The following is an 18,429-nucleotide window of genomic DNA, read 5'->3' on the forward strand; positions in this document are numbered from 1 at the left end:
ACAGACCTTCAGCACCGTGAAGATCATCCACGGCAGCAGACGGTCACCGTGCCGTCGGTCGTACCGGCGACGATCTTCTTCTTGGCGGCGGGGTTCCGCTTGACGCCGACCGTGGTGTTGACGCCGGTGGCCCGCACGTCGTAGACGCCCCCCGGCACGTCGAGGGCGACGTCGCCGCTCGTCCGCACCACGGCCTTGACACTCGACGGCTCGGCGGTGAACATCAGCCGCACGTCGCCCGAGCCGACCTCCACGTCGGCGGTGTTGCCGGACAGCTTGGAGCCCTCGACGTCGCCCGTGCCGGTCCTGGCCCAGACGTCGCCGGAGATGGCGTTGAGCCGGACGTCGCCGGCCACCGAGGTGACCCGGACGTCGGAGAACAGCTCGTCGACCGAGAGCCTGCCGCCGGCCGTGCGGGCCTCCACGTCGGTCTCCGGTGGCACCGACAGCATGTAGTTGGCCACGCACAGAGGGCCGTCCGGCTGGTCGGAGCCGGGGCAGACGGCGTCGAGCCGCAGCGTGGCCGTCCCGGCGTCCCATTCTTCGGTCACCGTCGGCCGTTCGCGCGACCAGTGCAGCTCCCGATCGATGCGCAGCTCGCCCGCCTGGCCCGCCACGACGTCCAGGTTGACCTGACCCCGGCCCGTGCTGATGTGCACCTGGCCGTCGGCGAACGGGATGGACCTGCTGGTGAAGTCCGTCGGCACCCTGGCCCTGGCGAACCCGCCCCAGATGCCGATCGTGGAGATCGCCAGCGCGATCACGGTCGCCACGGCGCCGCCCGCCAGCCACGCGGCTCTCACGGCAGGCTCCTGATCTTGAGGAACTGCAGTACGGCCAGGACCCGCCGGTGATCGCCTTCTGCGGGCGGGAGGTCGAGCTTGGTGAAGATGTTGCCGATGTGCTTGCCCACGGCGCCCTCGCTGAGCACCAGGGCCTGCCCGATGCCGGCGTTGGAGCGGCCCTCGGCCATCAGCCTGAGCACCTCGTGCTCCCGCGGCGTCAGGCGTTCCAGCGGGTCGCTGTTGCCGCGCAGCAGGAGCTGGGCCACGACCTCAGGATCGAGCGCGGTGCCGCCCGAGGCCACCCGGCGCAGCGCGTCGATGAACTCGGCCACGTCGGCCACCCGGTCCTTGAGCAGGTAGCCCACGCCGCCGGTCGCGGCCGAGGCGAGCAGCTGGGCCGCGTAGCGCTCCTCGACGTACTGGGAGAGCACCAGGACGGCCAGCTTCGGCTGCTGGCGGCGCAGCACGAGCGCGGCCCGCAGGCCCTCGTCGGTGTGCGTGGGCGGCATCCTGACGTCGGTGACGACCAGCTCGGGCCGGTGCTCCTCGGCCGCTCTCAGCAGCCCCTCGGCCTCGTCCACGGCCGAGACCACCTCCATGCCGGCGGCGTCCAGAAGCCGGATCAGGCCCTCGCGCAGCAGCACGGAATCCTCGGCGAGCACTACTCGCACGGCAAGTCCACCTCGATCGTCGTCGGTCCGCCCAGCGGGCTGGAAAGGCGCAGCGACCCGTCGACGGCGTCGATCCGCTGGGCCAGGCCGCGCAGCCCGGTGCCGCCCTCCATTCTGGCCCCGCCGCAGCCGTCGTCGTAGACGAGCACGTGCAGCCGGTCGCGCTCGCGCCGCACGCTCACTTCCGCCTTCGTGGCCGCCGCGTGCTTGGCGATGTTGGTCAGGGCTTCCGACACGGTGAAGAACGCCACCGCCTCGATGGTCGGCGTGGTCCGCCGCTCGATGTCGACGCGGAGCCTGACGGGGAACGGGGCGCGGGCGGCGACGCCGGACAGCGCCGCGTCCAGGCCCTGGTCGTTGAGCACGGCGGGATGCAGGCCACGGACGAAGTCACGCAGCTCCTTGAGCGCCTGCTTGGCCTCCTCGTGGGCCTGCTCGATGGCCTCGCGGGCCGGGTCGGGCAGGTCGGTCAGGGTGGCCCTGGCCAGGCCCAGGTTCATGGCCAGGGAGACCAGCCGCTGCTGGGCACCGTCGTGCAGGTCGCGCTCGATCCTGCGGCGCTCGGCGTCGGCCGCGTCGATGACGCCGGCCCGGCTCTCGGTCAGCGTCTCGATCCGCTGCCCCAGCTCGGAGCGGCTCGGGCCGAGCAGCGTACGGGCGACCGACAGGTCGAGCGCCGCCATGCCGCGCGCCAGCACCGGGGCGAGCAGCAGCAGGAAGAGCCCGATCACCATGAAGACGGCCACGACCCGGTTGTCCCTGAGGTCGAAGTGGAACTCCAGCGGCGGCCGCTGCACCTTCGCCGGCAGGAACGCCAGCAGCCCCACGATCGCGCCGCCCCACGCCACCGCCACCAGGAACGCCCCCGCCAGGCTCACGAACGGCGACAGCAGGTGGTAGCCGATCTGCCGCCACGTGGCCGGGCTGCGCCAGCTCCTGGGGGAGTGCACGGGCGGGATGTGCGCGCGCTGGAAGGCGTCGAACCGGGAACGCTGCACGCCGGTGAACACCGGCACGGCCCGCTTCAGCACGGGCGGGACCGGGGCCAGGATGAGCGTCAGCCCGCCGAGCAGCACGCCGACCGGGAAGCCGATCATCACGTGGGCCGTGTCGAGCCACGCCCGCGCCGACCACGGGCGGGGGACTTTCATGGCGTCAACGGTATTGACCGGGGGCGCGGACGGGAAATGGGCCTGGTGTGCTGGTCCATGGTGGGGCTAGCTCTACCATCCTCGCGGGTCGCGGGTCGCGGGTCGCGGGTCGCGGGTCGCGGGTCGCGGGTTCCGGGGCTGAGGTCGGAGTCGGGGTCGGGTCAGAGGCTGTGGCGGGATCGGAACGCCGCCGGGTCGAACGCGCCGCCGAGCGTGGCCCCCAGCCCCTCGCGGGCCGCCTCGGCGAACGCCTGCCGTTCGCGCAGCCCGCCCGCGCCTTCCCGCAGCGCCCCCGCCAGCGGCCGCGCGGCCAGCATCTCCAGGTCGGCCACGCTGCTGCGCTCGGCCGTCCCCGGCGTGTCAGGCCAGCTCCCGATGACGATCCCGGCCAGGTCGAGCCCCCGGTGCGCGAGCGCCTCCAGGGTGAGCGCGGTGTGGCCGACGGTGTCGCCGCCCGCGCGCACCACGACCAGCACCTGCGCCCGCAGCGTACGGGCCAGGTCGGCCACGGTGGCACCGTCGTCGTCGTAACGTTCCAGCAGCCCGCCGGTGCCCTCCACGACCACCAGGCGGTTGCTGTCGGCCAGCTCCCGCACCAGCTCGGCGGCCCCGTCGAGTGACACCGGCGGGATCCCCGCGACGCGGGCCGCCGCCGCGGGCGGGAGCGCGCCGGGGAAGCGGCCGAGCTCGAAGGTGGTGCCGATGCCGGAGAGCCGGATCACCTCGTCCACGTCACCGGGCGCGCCGGCCACCGCCCCTGTCTGGGCGGGCTTGACCACGGCCGCCGCGGACCCGCGGGCCTGCGTGAGGGCGGCCAGCGCGGCCGCGACCACGGTCTTGCCCACGCCCGCGCCGGTGCCCGTGACCACGATGATGCTCATGTGCCCAGCGTAGGAGCATGATCGGTCAGGGACGGCGAAGGCGGGTGACGAACTTGTAGCGGTCGCCGCGGTAGAGCGACTGGGCCCACTCGACGGGGTTGCCGTCGGCGTCGAAGGCGTGCCGGGTGAGCAGCAGCATCGGCAGGCCCACGTCCACGCCCAGGGCCTTGGCGTCGTAGGGGGTGGCCAGGACGGTCTCGATGATCTCCTCGGCGTCCGTCAGCCGTACGTTGTAGGCGTTGTGCAGCGTCTCGTACAGGGACGCGTGCACCTCCAGCTCGCGCCGCAGGCGGGGAAAGCGGCGGGCGGACAGGTGGGTGGTGTCGATCGAGACCGGCTCGCCGTTGGCGAGCCTGAGCCGGTGGATGCGCAGCACGCGGCCGCCGGGGTTGATGGCCAGGCGGCGCGCCAGAGCCTCGTCCGCGGTGAGGTAACCGATCTCCAGTATCTTGGTGTCCGGCTCCAGGCCGGCCGTGCGCAGATCCCCGATGTACGACGTCAGCTGCAGCACCTGCGCGACCTTGGGCTGCGCCACGAAGGTGCCCTTGCCCTGGATGCGCAGCAGCCGCCCCTCGACCACGAGCTCGGTCAGCGCCTGCCGCACGGTGGTGCGCGAGGTCTCGAACCGGACGGCCAGCGTGCGCTCGGGCGGCAGCGCCGTGCCGGCCGGAAGAGTCTTGGTGAGTTCGAGCAGGGCCCGTTTCACGTCGTAGTACTTCGGTACGCGGGGGCTGTCGTCGCTCACGCTCTCACCTTCACTTCTGCCACGGCGGTGAGGGCGTGTCTGGTCACCGCGAGATCATCGGAACTCACTTTGGCCCGAGTGGTCAACCGCGGGCTTGCACAGCCGACCGGCGCCGTGCGCGTACGGGTGCGGGCACGCGCGGATCCGGGCAGCTCAGGTTGATGGTGAAGGATATCCACAGCAGCGTGCGCGATCGCAACCGAGGCCGGTTCGCGCGTCGTGTCGCGGCTTGGCCACCTGCCCGTGTGGATCACCTCCGGCTCGCCGCTCAGAGCCACGTCCCGGACGCGGAACGGCGTCGGCGATGTGACGGTTCTCACATTATGAGATTTAGCGAAAAGTCCAGCTAGGTGGGACAGTGCCGTATCTGCGCTCACCATGCCACCGCGCCGGTGTGCGACGCCGCACGATCGCGTCGTCCCTGGTGAGAGGGGTCCACGTGCGGGCCGGTTTGGTTGTTGCGGGGAAAAGCACGCATGATGCAGTCGTGCCGACTCTCAGCGACCTCGTAGCCCGCCACACCGCGCTCGACGAGGCGGATCTCGACTGGTTGCACTCGCTGGTCTCCGACTGGCAGTTGCTGGCCGACCTGTCCTTCGCCGATCTCGTCCTGTGGGCGCCGCTGCTGGGCGAGAACGGCTGGATCGCGATCGCCCAGATGCGCCCCACGACCGGCCCCACCGTCTACCACGACGACATCGTCGGCAGCGTGGCCGCCAAGGGCGAGCGCCAGCTCATCGACACGGCCTGGAACGAGCGGCGCATCTGCCGCGAGGGCGATCCCGACTGGTCCACCGGCGTCCCCGTCAGGGAGGAGACGATCCCGGTGCGCCGGGCGGTCGAGGGCGGCGAGGCCCGCTTCCTCGCGGTCATCCAGCGCTCCACCAACCTGTCCTCGGCCCGCACCCCGTCCCGGCTGGAGCTGACCTACCTGCAGAGCGCCTCGGACCTGGCGCAGATGGTGGCCGAGGGACGCTTCCCGTTCTCCGGCGAGGAGCCGATCCTGGTGCGCTCGCCGCGCGTCGGCGACGGGCTGCTCAGGCTCGACCGGGCCGGCCGGGTGACGTACGCCTCCCCCAACGCGCTGTCCGCGTACCGGCGGCTCGGCCTGCACGCCGACCTGGTCGGCGCCGAGCTGGGCCGGGTCACCGCCGCGCTGTGCTATTCGGACGAGCCGATCAACGAAGACCTGATGATCGTGGCCAGCGGCCGCGCGGCCAAGGAGACCGAGGTCGAGTCCGGCGGCACGATCGTGCAGCTCAGAGCCATCCCGCTGATCGTCGGCGGCGGCCGGATCGGCGCGCTGGTGCTCATCAGGGACGTGACCGAGCTGCGCCGGCGCGAGCGCGAGCTGATGACGAAGGACGCCACGATCCGCGAGATCCACCACCGGGTCAAGAACAACCTGCAGACCGTCGCCGCCCTGCTCAGGCTGCAGGCCAGACGGCTGCAGGTGCCGGAGGGCCGCGAGGCGCTGGAGGAGGCGGTACGCCGGGTGGGCTCGATCGCCATCGTGCACGAGACCCTGTCTCACGCGCCCGAGGAGTTCGTGGACTTCGACGAGATCGCCGACCGCGTGATCGCCATGGCCGGTGAGGTGTCGTCGCCCGAGGTGGCCGTGACGCCCAGGCGGGTGGGGGTGTTCGGTGTGCTGCCTTCGCTCATCGCCACACCGCTGGCGATGGCGCTGACCGAGCTGTTGCAGAACGCGTTGCAGCATGGGCGGCCCAAACGGCTGGAGGTGGTGGTGGAGCCCACGGCTGAGCGGCTCACCGTGACCGTCTGGGACGACGGGCTCGGCCTGCCCAGCGGCTTCGACCTCGACAGTTCGACCAGCCTGGGGCTGCAGATCGTGCGGACGCTGGTGGAGGGAGAGCTGTCCGGGCGGCTCACCATTGAGCCGCGCCTGGAGGGCGGCACGGAGGTCGTGCTGTCGATCCCGCTCCCGGCCGGCTGACGGCGCCGCACGCGCGCGGGGCCGCCGTACGTCGGGGGAGAGGTTGATCCGGGCTGCTCGTCCGGCCGGGCCGGTTCAGCCTGGTCGGTGCGCCCGCGTCGGTTCGGTTGTGGTTGGATCAGGCCGTGAGACGGGCGCGGGTGCGAGCGGTGCGGCGCTTGAGCGCGCGACGCTCGTCCTCGCTCAGACCGCCCCAGACGCCGGCGTCCTGACCGGACTCCAGCGCCCACTTGAGGCAGGCTTCCACGGCCGGGCAGGAACGACAGACCTGCTTGGCCTCGTCGATCTGCATGAGTGCCGGGCCGGTGTTGCCGATCGGGAAGAACAGCTCGGGGTCCACGTCACGGCAGGCAGCTCGGTGGCGCCAGTCCATGCGTCCACTCCTTAGTAGATGGAGCCTCTGGTCGGCTCCGCGCGGCTACTTTGTGAAGAGTTTCACTAACTTGCGCGAACAATGACCCGGCTCCGTGTGTGGACCGGGCTTGCCCGTGGACGGTCAGGTGTGAACCTCGGGGTGTTAAAGGTCCTACCTTCCGACATCCCTGAGCTTTTCAGCCACGGAGAGTGCACGCAAGGGGGTTGACGGGAAGTTTTGGCGGTTATGGATGTCGGATGCGTCACACAATGACCGAATGTAACCAGCTAGACCAGCACTTGTAACGCGTTCGGGGTAGACCGGAAAGTTACCGACTCGCGTTCGCCCAGGTAGTCGCCGTCCAGCTGGAAGGCCACCGGGCGCTCCGCGGTGAGGGTGAACTCGGCCTCGTCGTGGAGCTGCACGAGGTTCCGGCCGGACGGGAGAATGTCACTCTCCGTAAGGATATGACGGATGACTCCGGCGAGGGTCATCGGGCCCATCCGGCGCAGCCCCAGGAGGTCGAGGCCGGTCTCGAAACTGGCCCAGGGGGTGGGGCGGACGGGCTTGCTGCCCACGTACGTCCACGGTGAGGTGTTGGAGATGATCGCCATGAAGACACCTCTGGCCGCCGGGATGCCGGGGCCGGTCACCGTCATCGCGGGATGCCGCTTGTCCGTGGCCAGATAGTGCCTCAGGGCCGTGTTCACATACCGTGCGGGGGTAGCCTTACGGCCGGTGCCCCGCAGGCCCTCCACGGCCCGTACAACCTCTGCGTCATATCCCATCCCGGAGCAGAAGGTGAAATATCGTGACTGGTCTTCCCAGAGGGCCTGCCCCAAACCCACCGTCCTGCGCCGGCCCTCCCTGAGCGCCTCCAGCACAACTCCGGTGGACTCCGTCGGGTCGTTCGGCAGGCCGAGCGCGCGGGCGAAGACGTTCGCGCTGCCGCCGGGGATGACCACGAGCGCCGGCCGGCCCGCGCTCGGGTCGTCGGTGTGCTCGTTCCTGAGCGGGGTGGCGTCGCCGTTCACCGGGTTCAGCAGGCCGTTGACGGTCTCGTTGATCGTCCCGTCGCCGCCGAGCACGGCGACGACGTCGTAACCCTTGGCCCGCGCGGTCGCGGCCAGCGCCGCGGCGTGGCCGCGGTAGCGGGTCTCCTCGACGGCGAGCCGCACCGCCGCGCCGAGCGCGCGAATCAGCACGTCCCGGGTACGGGCGTTCGTGGTGGTGGCCTTGGGGTTGACCAGCAGCATGGCGCGCATATCGCCAGCGTAGCCGGTGAGCTTGTCCGGCTTATCGGCCGAACGTCCCGTTTCTCGCGCCGCCAGGCCCGGGGAGTAGGGTACGGATCGTGAACGGTCGCCCGCTTACCCTGCTCATCGCCGCCGCGGTAGTCGCCGTAGAGGGTCTGGTCGCGCTCGGGCTCGGCGTCTTCGTCGCGGTGGAGACCCTGACCGGGACGCCCGACGACATGACCTCCGCCGTGGCGGAGGCGGTGTTCGGGCTGCTGATCGGCGCCGGCCTGCTCTGGGTGGCGTGGGGCGGGCTGTTCATGATGGAGCGGTGGGGGAGGTCGCCGGCCGTGGTGACCCAGATCTTCATGCTCCCCGTCGGCGGGACGCTCATCACGTCGGACCTGCCGCAGCTCGGCATCCCGCTGATCGTGGTGGCACTGGCGGGACTCGCGACGCTGCTGGCGCCCCCCACCACCCATGCTCTCTACGGCGACGGTTAGTCGTCCGCGGTCAGGCCCTCGCGCAGCTGGGCCAGCGTGCGGGCGAGCAGCCGCGAGACGTGCATCTGCGAGATGCCCAGCTCGGTGGCGATCTGCGACTGCGTCATGTTGCCGAAGAACCGCAACAGCAGGATGCGCTTCTCGCGCGGCGGCAGCCGTTCGAGCAGCGGTTTGAGCGATTCGCGATATTCGACGCCTTCGAGCGACTCGTCCACGATGCCGAGGGAGTCGGACACCGCGGGGGCGTCGTCGTCGCCGGAGTCGGGCGCGTCGAGGGAGACCGTGGAGTAGGCGTTGGCCGACTCGAGCCCTTCGAGCACCTCCTCCTCGGTCATCTTCAGGTAGGTGGCCAGCTCGGACACGGTCGGCGCGCGGCCCTCGCGCTGCGAGAGGTCGCTGATCGCCTTCGTCAGCGAGAGCTTCAGCTCCTGGAGCCTGCGCGGCACGCGGACCGCCCAGCCCTTGTCGCGGAAGTGCCGCTTGATCTCACCGACGATGGTGGGCGTGGCGTAGGTGGAGAACTCCACCCCGCGCGCCAGGTCGAACCGGTCGATCGACTTGATCAGGCCGATGGTCGCGACCTGGGTGAGGTCGTCGAGCCACTCGCCCCTGTTGCGGAAGCGGCGAGCCAGATATTCGACCAGCGGAAGGTGAAGCTCGACCAGCTCATCCCTGATGCGCTGGCGGCGCGGCTCCTCGGGGCCAAGCTCGGCCAGCTCGGCGAAGAGCATGCGGGCGCGCACCCTGTCGGGCACGGCGTGTTCGCTCGTGGCCATGGCTCCAGTCCTTTCCGTCACGCCGGCCCCGCCGCACTGTGGGCCGCGCCTCGGCGCTTACGCAGGACGATCGCCATGCGATCAGGAGAGTCGGTCACGGCGTCCACGTCGTCGGCCAGGGCGGTCAGCACCATCCAGGCGAAGTCGTCACGCTTGGGCGCGGAGCTGCCGACGGTGGCAACCTCGACCCTGACCTGCATCTCCTGCCCGGTGAGCTCGAACTCCGCGGTCAGGTCGGTGCCGGGCACCGCCTCGCTGAGCAGCATCGCGCAGGCCTCGTCGACCGCGATCCGCAGGTCCTCGATCTCGTCCAGGGTGAAGTCAAGCCGCGCCGCCAGGCCGGCGGTAGCCGTACGCAGCACAGACAGGTAGGCACTCGCCGCGGGGAGCCTGATGCTCACCACGTCACGGATGCCGGCCACGCCTTCCGCGCGCGTCTCGGTTTCCTCGGTCACGTTCCTCCTCGCGAATCCGACGCTGACTGCAACTTACCGCCCCTGAGCGGTGCTTGGACTAATCAGACTCGCCATCAACGGAAAAGGCTCTGCGCGGCCTGCCGCCACGCAGAGCCTTATGTGCCGTTTTAGGCGGCCTTGGTCTCCCAGAAGATCTTCGAGATTTCGTCGATCTTGCCCAGAAGGTCCTCGGCCTTGGCCACGTCGACGGTGCCCTTGGCGCCCGCCGCGCCGGCCAGCTTCGTGGCGTCCCAGAAGAGCTGGTGCAGCTGCGGGTACTGCTCCAGGTGCGGCGGCTTGAAGTAGTCGGTCCACAGCACCCAGAGGTGGTGCTTGACGAGCTCGGCGCGCTCTTCCTTGATGGTGATGGCGCGGGCGCGGAAGACCGGGTCCTCGTTGCCGGCGTACTTCTCCATGATCGCCTTGACCGACTCGGCCTCGATGCGGGCCTGAGCGGGGTCGTAGACGCCGCAGGGCAGGTCGCAGTGGGCGGAAGCGACATGCTTGGGTCGTAGCAGTCGTGCGAGCATCAGAAAATCCTTCCTGGATGCTGAATCATCTTGGTCCACAACCGACCTTACTCGTGTCTCAACACCTGCGGACTAGGGGGTAGCGGCCGATGAGAGTGCGTGTCGAGGGCGACTCGATGCGACCGGCGCTGGTGCCGGGCGACTGGCTGCTCGTACGCAGGGGCGCCGCGGTGCGTCCCGGCGACGTCGTGGTGGCCCGGCTGCCCGGCGATCCCGATCGGCTCATCGTGAAACGGGCCCGGTGGCACGGGACGGAGGGGTGGTGGCTGGAGAGCGACAACCAGCGGGCCAGCGGGCGCCGGGACAGCTGGGACTTCGGGCCCGTCGAGGACGTCGTGGGCCGCGTGGTGCTGCGTTACTGGCCGCTGCGGCGGCGGGGCGGGAAGAAGCGCTGAGCGGCCTGTGCCGGCGTTCAGGAGCCGCCCAGGAGGGTTCTGGAGATCGTCCACGGGCCGTCAGGGGACCGGCCGGGGGCGTCAGAGGATCGGCTGAGGGGTGTCAGGGGGCCGGCTAAAGGGCGTCGTTCCTGCGGCGGGCGCGGAAGGCGGCCACATTCGCGCGGCTGGCGCAGCGGGCCGAGCAGTAGCGGCGGGAACGGTTGGATGAGGTGTCGAGGAAGGCCAGGCCGCAGTGCGGCTCCCGGCAGCGGCCCAGCCGGTCCACGCCCAGCTCGGCGACGACCGCGGCCAGGCCCATCACCGCGGTCGCGGCCGGGTCGTCGGCCAGGTGCAGGTGCCAGGGGCCGTCATGGTCGGAGAGCTGATGGCGTACGGGATAGCGCACGAGCAGGGCGTTGAGCAGCGCGGCCACGGCCCGGTCGTCGCCGGCCGCGTCGAACACGCCGGCCAGCTCGTCACGCAGCCGCCTGAGCTCGGGCGGCGGCTCGGGATCGTTGGCCAGCCGGACCGCCCACTCGGCGTAAGAGGTGAGGTCCATCCCGGTCCATTACAGCAGAGGCGGGGCAGCCCGGCGAAACAGGCGGCAGGGGCTCGGGACACCCGCATACCGGCGGCCGGGGCTCCGGCATACCGGTGAGCGGCGGCCGGGGCGCCCGCGACGGATGCGGGCGTCCCGGTCACCGTCGCGCTCAGCCCTCGGGGTGCAGGACGCGGTGCAGGAAGGCGCGGGTGCGCTCATGCTGGGGATCGCCGATCACCTGGGCGGGCACGCCGTCCTCGACGACCACTCCGCCGTCCATGAACACCACCCGGTCGGCCACCTCCCGCGCGAAGCCCATCTCGTGGGTGACCACCAGCATGGTCATCCCCTCCTCCGCCAGCTTGCGCATGACGGTGAGCACGTCCCCGACCAGCTCGGGGTCGAGCGCCGAGGTGGGCTCGTCGAAGAGCATGAGGTCGGGGTTCATGGCCAGCGCCCTGGCGATCGCCACGCGCTGCTGCTGGCCGCCCGAGAGCTGGCCGGGCAGGGCGTCGCACTTGGCTCCGACGCCGACCTTGTCCAGGTTCTCCCTGGCGACGACCTCGGCCTCCTTCTTGCCGCGCTTCAGCACCCGCCGCTGGGCGATCATGACGTTCTCCAGCGCCGTCATGTGCGGGAACAGGTTGAACTGCTGGAAGACCATGCCGATGCGGCGGCGTACGGCGTCGATGTCCACGTCGGGGTCGGTGACCTCGACGCCCTCGACGAACACCTTGCCCCTGGTCGGTGCCTCCAGCAGGTTCACGCAGCGCAGCAGGGTGGACTTGCCCGACCCCGAGGGGCCGATGACGCAGACCACCTGGCCCGGATCGACGGTCATGTCGATGCCCTTGAGCACCTGGTTCTGGCCGAAGTGCTTGTGCAGGTCGCGCAGCTCGATGGCGTGTGTCATCGCGTCCTCCCCTTTCGCCCCTCCAGCCGGGAGGCGAGATAACCCAGCGGGATGGTGACGATCAGGTACGTGATGCCGGCGACCATGATGGGCGTGGCGTTGGCGAACTGGGAGGCCAGGTCGTTGCCGAACTTGGCCAGCTCGACGTACTCGCCGGACACCCCGAGGAACAGCACCAGCGACGAGTCCTTGAGCAGGGACACGAACTGGTTGGTGGTCGGCGGGATGACCATGCGGATCGCCTGCGGGATCACCACGGTGACCTGGGCCCTGGTGGCGGACATGCCCAGGGACCTGGCGGCCTCCGTCTGCCCCTTGGGCACGGCCTGCAGGCCCGCGCGGAAGACCTCCGCCTGATAGGCGGCGCCGACCAGGCCAAGCCCGAGTATGCCCTGTCCGTACGTGCCGCCGGGCACCTGGAAGCCCGGCAGCGCCAGCGGCAGGAACGTGATCATCAGGAAGATCAGCAGCGCGGGCAGGCCGCGGAAGATCTCGATGTAGACGACCGCGATCCACCGGTACGGCAGGACCTGCGAGAGCCGCATGAGGGCCAGCAGCAACCCGAACACGAACGCGAAGAGGAACCCGCCCACCGTGTAGATGATCGTGTTGCGCAACGCGACGGTGAACAGGTCGGGCAGTGCCTCCTTCGCCACGTCGATCTTGGCGAAGTTCTCGGCGAGGCTGCCCCAGTCGGCGTACAGGACGACGGCCACGAGCGCCAAGGCCAGCACGACGTACTGGACGCCGCGGGTGACCTGCTGCTTCTTCCGGGGGCTGAGCCTGGCGCGGCCAGGCTCAGCCGTCTTCGGCTGGTCGGCCATGCGTCAGCTCAGCTCGCCTGGCTTCTTGCCGAACCACTTCACGAAGATCTGCTCGTACGTGCCGTCCGCCTTGGCCTTGGCGATCTCGTCGTTGATCGTCTTCAGCAGGACGGGGTCGGCGCCCTTCTTCAGGCCGATGCCGTACTGCTCGCCGGTGTCGAGGCTGCCGATCAGCTCGAACTTGGCGGCGACCTCGGGCTTCTTCAGCCAGGTGAGCACCACGGGCAGGTCCTGCACGATCACGTCGGCCTGGCCGGCCTGGAGGGCCAGCAGTTCCTTGGAGGAGTCGGCGTACTCGGTGGGGTCGAACCCGTTCTTCTTGACGTAGTCGAGGCCGGTCGTGCTGGCCTGGGCGCCCAGCTTGAGCCCCTTGGCCTTCACGTCATCGAGCGACGACGCGCCCGTGCCCTTCTTGGCCAGCAGGGCCTGCGTGGCGTCGAAGTAGGGGGCGGAGAAGTCGATGTTCTTCTGCCGGTCGGGAGTGATGGTCATGCCGGCCGCGGCGACGTCGCACTTGCCGGCCGCCATCGCGGCGCCGCTCTTGATCACGGCGAAGTCGATGTCGACGATGTTCTGCTCGACGCCGAGCTTCTTCGCGGCCAGGTCGACGATGTCCACGTCGAACCCGACGATCTTGCCGTCGGCGTCCTTGAACTGGAACGGCTCGTACGGGATGTTCGTGCAGACCGTGAGCTTGCCCGGCTGCACCAGCTTGGCGCCGCTGCCGCCGGCCGCGGAGGCGCTGGCACTGGTGGTGCCGGAGCCGGAGCCGGAGCTGGACTCGCCGCCGCACGCGGACAGGGCGAGAACAGCCGTCAGAGCGAGCGCGCCGACGGCGTAACCCCGGCGGCCCTGGGGACTGAGGGCCATGGACGGCCTCCTCGAAGTGAAATGCCACGAAACTTGCGTTTTGTGCAGTTTAAATGGCTTTTGCTGCGGTCCGTCATCGGGCGTTTAACGATGCGTCAACAGAACGGCGTCGGCCCCGACACCGCACCGATCCCGACACCATCTCACCATGTGGCACTATGGGGAGACGGGTGACCCCCGAACCCCCTCACGAGACGCTCGGCGAGGGGTTCCTGGCAGCTACAGAAGCCAGCCCGCTCGCGCACGTCAGCCGAAGGTTTACTTCCCGCTACCAATGACTCCAGGGGTCGCTGTGGCTGCCACGCCCGCTTCTGCTTCCGTCGATTCGCTCGATCAGGACCCGGCCTTCGCGCTGCACCGCGGAGGCAAGATCGAGATCCGCTCCACCGTGCAGGTCCGCGACGCGGACGACCTGTCCCTCGCCTACACGCCCGGCGTCGCCCGGGTCTGCTCCGCCATCGCCGACAATCCCGCCCTGGCCGACGACTACACCTGGGCCTCCAGGGTGATCGCCGTCGTCTCCGACGGCACCGCCGTGCTCGGCCTCGGCGACATCGGCCCCGCGGCCGCCATGCCCGTGATGGAGGGCAAGGCGCTGCTGTTCAAGGAGTTCGCGAACGTCGACGCCGTCCCCATCTGCCTCGACTGCACCGACGTCGACGCGCTGGTCGAGACCGTGGTGCGGCTCGCGCCCTCGTTCGGCGGCATCAACCTGGAAGACATCAGCGCGCCCCGCTGCTTCGAGGTCGAGGAGCGGCTGCGGGGCCTGCTCGACATCCCGGTCTTCCACGACGACCAGCACGGCACCGCCATCGTGGCGCTGGCCGCCCTGCAGAACGCGGCCCGGGTGACCGGCCGCTCGCTCGGCGACCTGCGGGCCGTCGTGGCCGGGGCCGGCGCGTCCGGCGTCGCCGTCACCCGCATCCTGCTGGAGGCGGGCATCGGCGACATCGCCGTCGCCGACTCCAAGGGCATGATCTACGACGGCAGAGACGGGCTCAACCCGGTCAAGCAGGCGCTGGCCCGCGACACCAACCGGGCCGGCCACACCGGCTCCACCGAGGAGGCTCTGGTCGGCGCCGACCTGTTCCTCGGGCTGTCGGGCTCGACCGTGTCCGAGGAGGCCATCGCCGCCATGGCGCCCGACTCCATCGTGTTCGCGCTGTCCAACCCCACCCCCGAGGTGCACCCCGACGTGGCCGCCAAGCACGCCGCCGTCGTCGCCACCGGCCGCTCCGACTTCCCCAACCAGATCAACAACGTGCTGGCCTTCCCCGGCGTCTTCCGCGGCGCCCTCGACGTGCGGGCGAGCACGATCACCGAGAACATGAAGGTGGCCGCGGCCGCCGCGCTCGCGGGCGTGGTGGGCGACGACGTCTCGCCGACGTACATCATCCCGAGCCCGTTCGACGAGCGCGTGGCTCCCGCCGTGATCGCCGCCGTGGCCGCCCAGGCCGTGGCCGACGGCGTCGCGCGCGTCTGATCCCACGCGCCTGATCCACCCGATGAGCGGAGGCCCTTTCGGCCTCCGCTCATCCATTTCCGCGCTCAGCCGCAGCTCTGAGGGGCTTTCGGAATACCCGTCCCACCCATGGGTAGGTGACGTCTCCGTCCAGGGGCGCAGGCGCCGTGCGTACGTACGCGGCGCGGCGGGCGGCATGGGACGGAGTTGGGGTGGACTTTGAGAACTGGCATAAATCCTTTACGCAAGGTGCTATAACTGTAGCTCTCTGTAATGATGTGGGCGCCGACTCCTGTGACGAGGAGAGCGATGGAACGCGAGCCGAATCGACTGCTGCAGCACCTCATCGCGGAGGCGGGTTTCTCTCACAAGGGATTGGCCAGGCGCCTCAACGAGCTGGGTGTCGCACGCGGCGCGCCAGGCCTCAAATACGACCACAGCTCCGTCCTGCGCTGGATCGGGGGTCAGAGGCCACGCGATCCGGTGCCATGCCTGCTCACCGAGATCTTCGCACTGCGTCTGGGCAGGCCGGTCTCCGCCGAGGACCTCGGCATGCCGGCCGTCATCACACCCCTCGATCTCGGACAGGAGTTCACGCACACGTGGCAGGAGGGGATCGCGACCGTGACGGCGCTGTGGCGGGCCGATGTAGAGAGACGCAGATTCCTGATCGATTCGACGTTCGCGATAGGAGCAGGCTCCGTCGGAGCCGTACGCTGGCTGACATCGCCCGCTGAAGGGCGCCCGAGCGGCATCGGATCACGGCGGGTGGGCCGTGCCGACGTCGCCGCCATCCACGAGGTCACCCGATCCTTCGGTGAGCTGGACAACCGGTTCGGCAGCGGCCGGGTCAGGTCGTCCGTGGTCAAATACCTCGACACCGCCGTCTCCCCGCTGCTCAAGAACGGCGCGTACGGGCAGAGCACCGGCAGGCAGCTCGCCTCCGCGGCCGCGGAGCTGACCCGCCTGGCCGGCTGGATGGCCTACGACATGGAGCAGCACGGCCTCGCGCAGCGCTATCTGATCCAGGCCCTGCGCCTGGCCAGAGGCGCCGACGACCAGACCCTGGGCGGCGAGATCCTGGCCGGGATGGCCCACCAGGCCATCTACATCGGCCAGCCGGCCCACGCCCTCGACCTGGCCAGGGCCGCACAGATGGCGGCTCGCAAGGCGGGCGTGCGCACGCTCCTCGCCTCCGCGCACGTTTTGGAGGCGCACGCGCACGCCGGCCTGGGCGACGGCCGCTCCTGCGGGGCCAGCCTGCACGAGGCCGAGCGCGCCTTCGACGTGCGCAGGCCCGACGACGAGCCCAAGTGGCTCAGCTACTTCGACGAGGCCTATCTGTCGGCGAAGTTCGCCCACTGCTTCCGCGACCTGGGGGAGGGCGAGCGGGTGGTCCGCCAGGCGCGGCGCTCGCTCGACATGGACGCCCGTTACGTCCGGGGCCGGATGTTCAACCTGTCGCTGCTGGCCGCCGGGCTGCTGCAGTGCGGGGAATTGGAGGAGGCGTGCACGGCCGCGGCCGGGGCGCTGGCTCTGGGGGGTGAGCTGCAGTCGGCCAGGTCGCGGTCCTACGCGGCCGACCTGCGGCGGCGGCTGGAGCCGTACAAGCATGAGCGGCCGGTGATGGCGCTGCGCGAGCGCGCCCGGCAGCTGAGCGCGGTGTGATCAGGCTCGGCGCCGTCTCTGATCGGGCTCGGCGTCCTGTGGTACGGGACGATCTGGGGAATCGGAAAGGCCCGGGCCGTGATGGCCCGGGCCTGCCGGTCTTGCTCGCGAGCTGCCGGTTCTACTTGAGCAGTTCGCCGTTCGGGCCCACGACGGACTTGGTCGCCGCGTAGTTGGCCTTGTTGTAGACGTCGGCGGTCTCGCCGTCGAAGATGGCCGAGCTGATGTAGTCGATCCGGCCGTTCTCGTCGTTGTCGTAGTACATGCTGGTCACGCCGTTGACGTAGCCGGTGCGCTTGCCGTTGTTGTACTTGAGCAGCCACGGCCCGCCGTCGGCGCCCGGGGTCATCGAGCACTTGAGCACCTGGTGCGTCTCGACCCTGAACGTGTTGACCTGCCAGCTCTTCGTGCCGGTCTTGCCCGCGCACCACTTCGGCGTGACGCCGCTGAAGGGACGGTCGCCGTCGGGGTGCGGGGCGCTCGGGTAACCGAAGACCGTGACCGGCTGGTTGAGCGGCTGGTTCCAGGAGAAGCCCTGACCGCCGACGACGTCGCCGAGCCGGCCCATGTCCTTGGCGATGCCGAGGATGTAGTGAGCCTGGTAGTACTTGCGCTCGGTGCCCGGCTTCACCCACTTCTGGGTGTAGTAGTGGATGACGGTGTAGTTACCGCGCTTGTCAGGGCCGGTGCCCTTGTCGCCCGGGCCCTTGTAAGCCTGCCACTGCGTCTTGGTGAGGTGCTCCACGATCGGCTCGCCGAACTTGAAGCCCTGCCCCCTGCCGGTCCTGGCGGCGGCGTAGGCCTGCTTGGAGACCTCGACCTTCTCCACCACGGCGTCCGGGTGGTCGGGCCCGGCCAGCTGTGCGTCCTTGGCGCCCACGGACCAGCACTGGCCCAGGTTGAGCACGCACTTGCGGAACTCGCTCGCGCTGATCTCGCCCGGCTTGACCCACTTGTCGCCGGCGAAGTCCTTGAACTCCTTGAAGGAGACCTCCTTCTCGGCGCCCAGCATGAAACCGTTGTGCACCGCGACGAAGGCGTAGTCGCCGTCGTAGTCGTCGTAGGTGTCGAGGTCGTAGGCGGTGAAGGCGTAGGCGCCGACGTAGACGCCCCAGGGGGCCCGGCCCTGGTAGTAGCCGGGGATGAAGATCCACTTCTGGTAGACGTCGTCGCCGTGCTCGTACACGCAGTGGCCGGAGGTGGCCACCAGGTTGCGGTTACGCGACTGGATCGAGGTGGCCGAGCACCAGCGGTACTGGCCCTTCGAGTCGAGGAAGAAGACCTTGCCGATGGTCTTGGGCAGGTTGACGTTCTTCGAGGCGCCGGCCTTGGCGGTGGTGGTGGGGCCGGTCATGCCGGGCTTGCCGTCGGGGGCGCCCTTGCTCCCGCTGCTGACGAGCTTCGGAACCTGCTTGGAGTCCAGGTTGTACTGGGTTGCCTTCTTGAGCGCGGCCCCGTTCGAGTCGAGCCAGAAAGCGGCGGCGCCGTAGGCGTCGGCCGGCTTCGGGAGGAGGTTGTCCGTCGCCCAGTTGGGCGCGGCGTTGGCGGGCGGGGCGAGGACGGCGGCGCTCAGGCCGACAGCGGCGAGGGGGATGAGCAGGCGCTTCAAGGAAGGACTCCACAGTTGTCAAAAAGGGTGTAAAAACCCTATCGACCCATTGGTCACTCTAGTAAGGGGTTTCACGCAATTTCCAGCAGAAAGGCCGAAGGGCCCGGCTGGCAGCCGAGCC

Annotated in this window: 20 protein-coding genes; 5 read left to right on the forward strand and 15 right to left on the reverse strand. The window is 69.9% G+C overall.

The genetic code is table 11. From position 1 onward, the window contains the following. Positions 1–23: 23 nt before the first annotated feature. The 5 genes from OIE67_RS00165 to OIE67_RS00185 all read right to left on the reverse strand — a co-directional run bounded on the left by OIE67_RS00165 (position 24) and on the right by OIE67_RS00185 (position 4,233). Positions 24–803: a DUF4097 family beta strand repeat-containing protein gene (locus tag OIE67_RS00165; protein ID WP_326635463.1), complete on the reverse strand. Its 780-nt coding sequence runs from the start codon at positions 801–803 to the stop codon at positions 24–26. Next, the gene (locus tag OIE67_RS00170) at positions 800–1,456 is read right to left on the reverse strand and encodes a response regulator transcription factor (RefSeq protein ID WP_326635465.1); all 657 of its coding nucleotides are present in this window, start codon (positions 1,454–1,456) and stop codon (positions 800–802) included. Before OIE67_RS00170 ends, OIE67_RS00165 begins: the two co-directional genes overlap by 4 nt. Further along, on the reverse strand, positions 1,447–2,607 hold the full coding sequence (locus OIE67_RS00175) for a sensor histidine kinase (protein ID WP_326635467.1): 1,161 nt from the start codon (positions 2,605–2,607) through the stop codon (positions 1,447–1,449). Before OIE67_RS00175 ends, OIE67_RS00170 begins: the two co-directional genes overlap by 10 nt. A gap of 161 nt (positions 2,608–2,768) precedes the next feature. Beyond that, positions 2,769–3,488, reverse strand: a complete 720-nt coding sequence (bioD, locus tag OIE67_RS00180) for an ATP-dependent dethiobiotin synthetase BioD (RefSeq protein WP_326635469.1) — start codon at positions 3,486–3,488, stop codon at positions 2,769–2,771. Positions 3,489–3,513: 25 nt separating this feature from the next. After that, on the reverse strand, positions 3,514–4,233 hold the full coding sequence (locus OIE67_RS00185) for a GntR family transcriptional regulator (protein ID WP_106252174.1): 720 nt from the start codon (positions 4,231–4,233) through the stop codon (positions 3,514–3,516). 487 nt (positions 4,234–4,720) lie between these two features. On the opposite strand from OIE67_RS00185, the gene OIE67_RS00190 reads away from it, so the two are divergent. Next, complete coding sequence (locus OIE67_RS00190) at positions 4,721–6,190, forward strand: PAS domain-containing sensor histidine kinase (protein WP_106252176.1); 1,470 nt, start codon at positions 4,721–4,723, stop codon at positions 6,188–6,190. Positions 6,191–6,308: 118 nt separating this feature from the next. On the opposite strand, the gene OIE67_RS00195 is transcribed toward OIE67_RS00190, so the two are convergent. Beyond that, on the reverse strand, positions 6,309–6,563 hold the full coding sequence (locus OIE67_RS00195; RefSeq protein WP_106252178.1) for a WhiB family transcriptional regulator: 255 nt from the start codon (positions 6,561–6,563) through the stop codon (positions 6,309–6,311). A gap of 269 nt (positions 6,564–6,832) precedes the next feature. Further along, complete coding sequence (locus OIE67_RS00200; protein ID WP_326635474.1) at positions 6,833–7,810, reverse strand: diacylglycerol/lipid kinase family protein; 978 nt, start codon at positions 7,808–7,810, stop codon at positions 6,833–6,835. A gap of 89 nt (positions 7,811–7,899) precedes the next feature. On the opposite strand from OIE67_RS00200, the gene OIE67_RS00205 reads away from it, so the two are divergent. Beyond that, positions 7,900–8,283: a hypothetical protein gene (locus OIE67_RS00205; RefSeq protein WP_106252182.1), complete on the forward strand. Its 384-nt coding sequence runs from the start codon at positions 7,900–7,902 to the stop codon at positions 8,281–8,283. Here OIE67_RS00205 and OIE67_RS00210 read toward each other — a convergent pair. The 3 genes from OIE67_RS00210 to sodN form a co-directional block, all read right to left on the reverse strand. Then, the gene (locus OIE67_RS00210) at positions 8,280–9,059 is read right to left on the reverse strand and encodes an RNA polymerase sigma factor SigF (RefSeq protein ID WP_326635477.1); all 780 of its coding nucleotides are present in this window, start codon (positions 9,057–9,059) and stop codon (positions 8,280–8,282) included. The genes OIE67_RS00205 and OIE67_RS00210 overlap by 4 nt on opposite strands. A 17-nt stretch (positions 9,060–9,076) precedes the next feature. Continuing rightward, a complete protein-coding gene (locus OIE67_RS00215; RefSeq protein WP_106252184.1) occupies positions 9,077–9,514 on the reverse strand; it encodes an ATP-binding protein in 438 nt (145 codons plus the stop codon). 128 nt (positions 9,515–9,642) lie between these two features. Next, positions 9,643–10,044: a superoxide dismutase, Ni gene (sodN, locus tag OIE67_RS00220; RefSeq protein WP_106252185.1), complete on the reverse strand. Its 402-nt coding sequence runs from the start codon at positions 10,042–10,044 to the stop codon at positions 9,643–9,645. 89 nt (positions 10,045–10,133) lie between these two features. On the opposite strand from sodN, the gene OIE67_RS00225 reads away from it, so the two are divergent. Continuing rightward, positions 10,134–10,439 carry a S24 family peptidase gene (locus OIE67_RS00225; RefSeq protein ID WP_326635480.1) on the forward strand — a complete coding sequence of 102 codons (306 nt, stop codon included), beginning with the start codon at positions 10,134–10,136 and terminating at the stop codon, positions 10,437–10,439. A 115-nt stretch (positions 10,440–10,554) separates the two neighbouring features. Here the strand turns inward: OIE67_RS00225 and OIE67_RS00230 are convergent, their stop codons facing one another. The 4 genes from OIE67_RS00230 to OIE67_RS00245 all read right to left on the reverse strand — a co-directional run bounded on the left by OIE67_RS00230 (position 10,555) and on the right by OIE67_RS00245 (position 13,569). Next, positions 10,555–10,980 carry a CGNR zinc finger domain-containing protein gene (locus tag OIE67_RS00230; RefSeq protein WP_326635482.1) on the reverse strand — a complete coding sequence of 142 codons (426 nt, stop codon included), beginning with the start codon at positions 10,978–10,980 and terminating at the stop codon, positions 10,555–10,557. A gap of 151 nt (positions 10,981–11,131) precedes the next feature. Next, positions 11,132–11,875, reverse strand: a complete 744-nt coding sequence (locus tag OIE67_RS00235) for an amino acid ABC transporter ATP-binding protein (protein ID WP_326635484.1) — start codon at positions 11,873–11,875, stop codon at positions 11,132–11,134. Then, complete coding sequence (locus tag OIE67_RS00240; protein ID WP_106252192.1) at positions 11,872–12,699, reverse strand: amino acid ABC transporter permease; 828 nt, start codon at positions 12,697–12,699, stop codon at positions 11,872–11,874. The genes OIE67_RS00235 and OIE67_RS00240 overlap by 4 nt, the downstream gene beginning before the upstream one ends. 3 nt (positions 12,700–12,702) lie before the next feature. After that, positions 12,703–13,569: an ABC transporter substrate-binding protein gene (locus OIE67_RS00245; protein WP_326635487.1), complete on the reverse strand. Its 867-nt coding sequence runs from the start codon at positions 13,567–13,569 to the stop codon at positions 12,703–12,705. A 274-nt stretch (positions 13,570–13,843) separates the two neighbouring features. Between OIE67_RS00245 and OIE67_RS00250 the strand changes: the two genes are divergently transcribed. Both OIE67_RS00250 and OIE67_RS00255 read left to right on the forward strand, forming a co-directional pair. Next, positions 13,844–15,052, forward strand: coding sequence for an NAD(P)-dependent malic enzyme (locus tag OIE67_RS00250; RefSeq protein ID WP_326635489.1), 1,209 nt, complete (start codon positions 13,844–13,846; stop codon positions 15,050–15,052). Positions 15,053–15,340: 288 nt separating this feature from the next. Beyond that, a complete protein-coding gene (locus tag OIE67_RS00255) occupies positions 15,341–16,699 on the forward strand; it encodes a tetratricopeptide repeat protein (RefSeq protein WP_326635491.1) in 1,359 nt (452 codons plus the stop codon). Between the two features lie 121 nt (positions 16,700–16,820). On the opposite strand, the gene OIE67_RS00260 is transcribed toward OIE67_RS00255, so the two are convergent. Continuing rightward, positions 16,821–18,308 carry a trypsin-like serine peptidase gene (locus tag OIE67_RS00260; protein WP_326635492.1) on the reverse strand — a complete coding sequence of 496 codons (1,488 nt, stop codon included), beginning with the start codon at positions 18,306–18,308 and terminating at the stop codon, positions 16,821–16,823. Between the last annotated feature and the right edge of the window lie 121 nt (positions 18,309–18,429).

Source organism: Nonomuraea fuscirosea (assembly GCF_035917475.1).
GTDB classification, from domain to species: Bacteria; Actinomycetota; Actinomycetes; order Streptosporangiales; family Streptosporangiaceae; genus Nonomuraea; species Nonomuraea fuscirosea.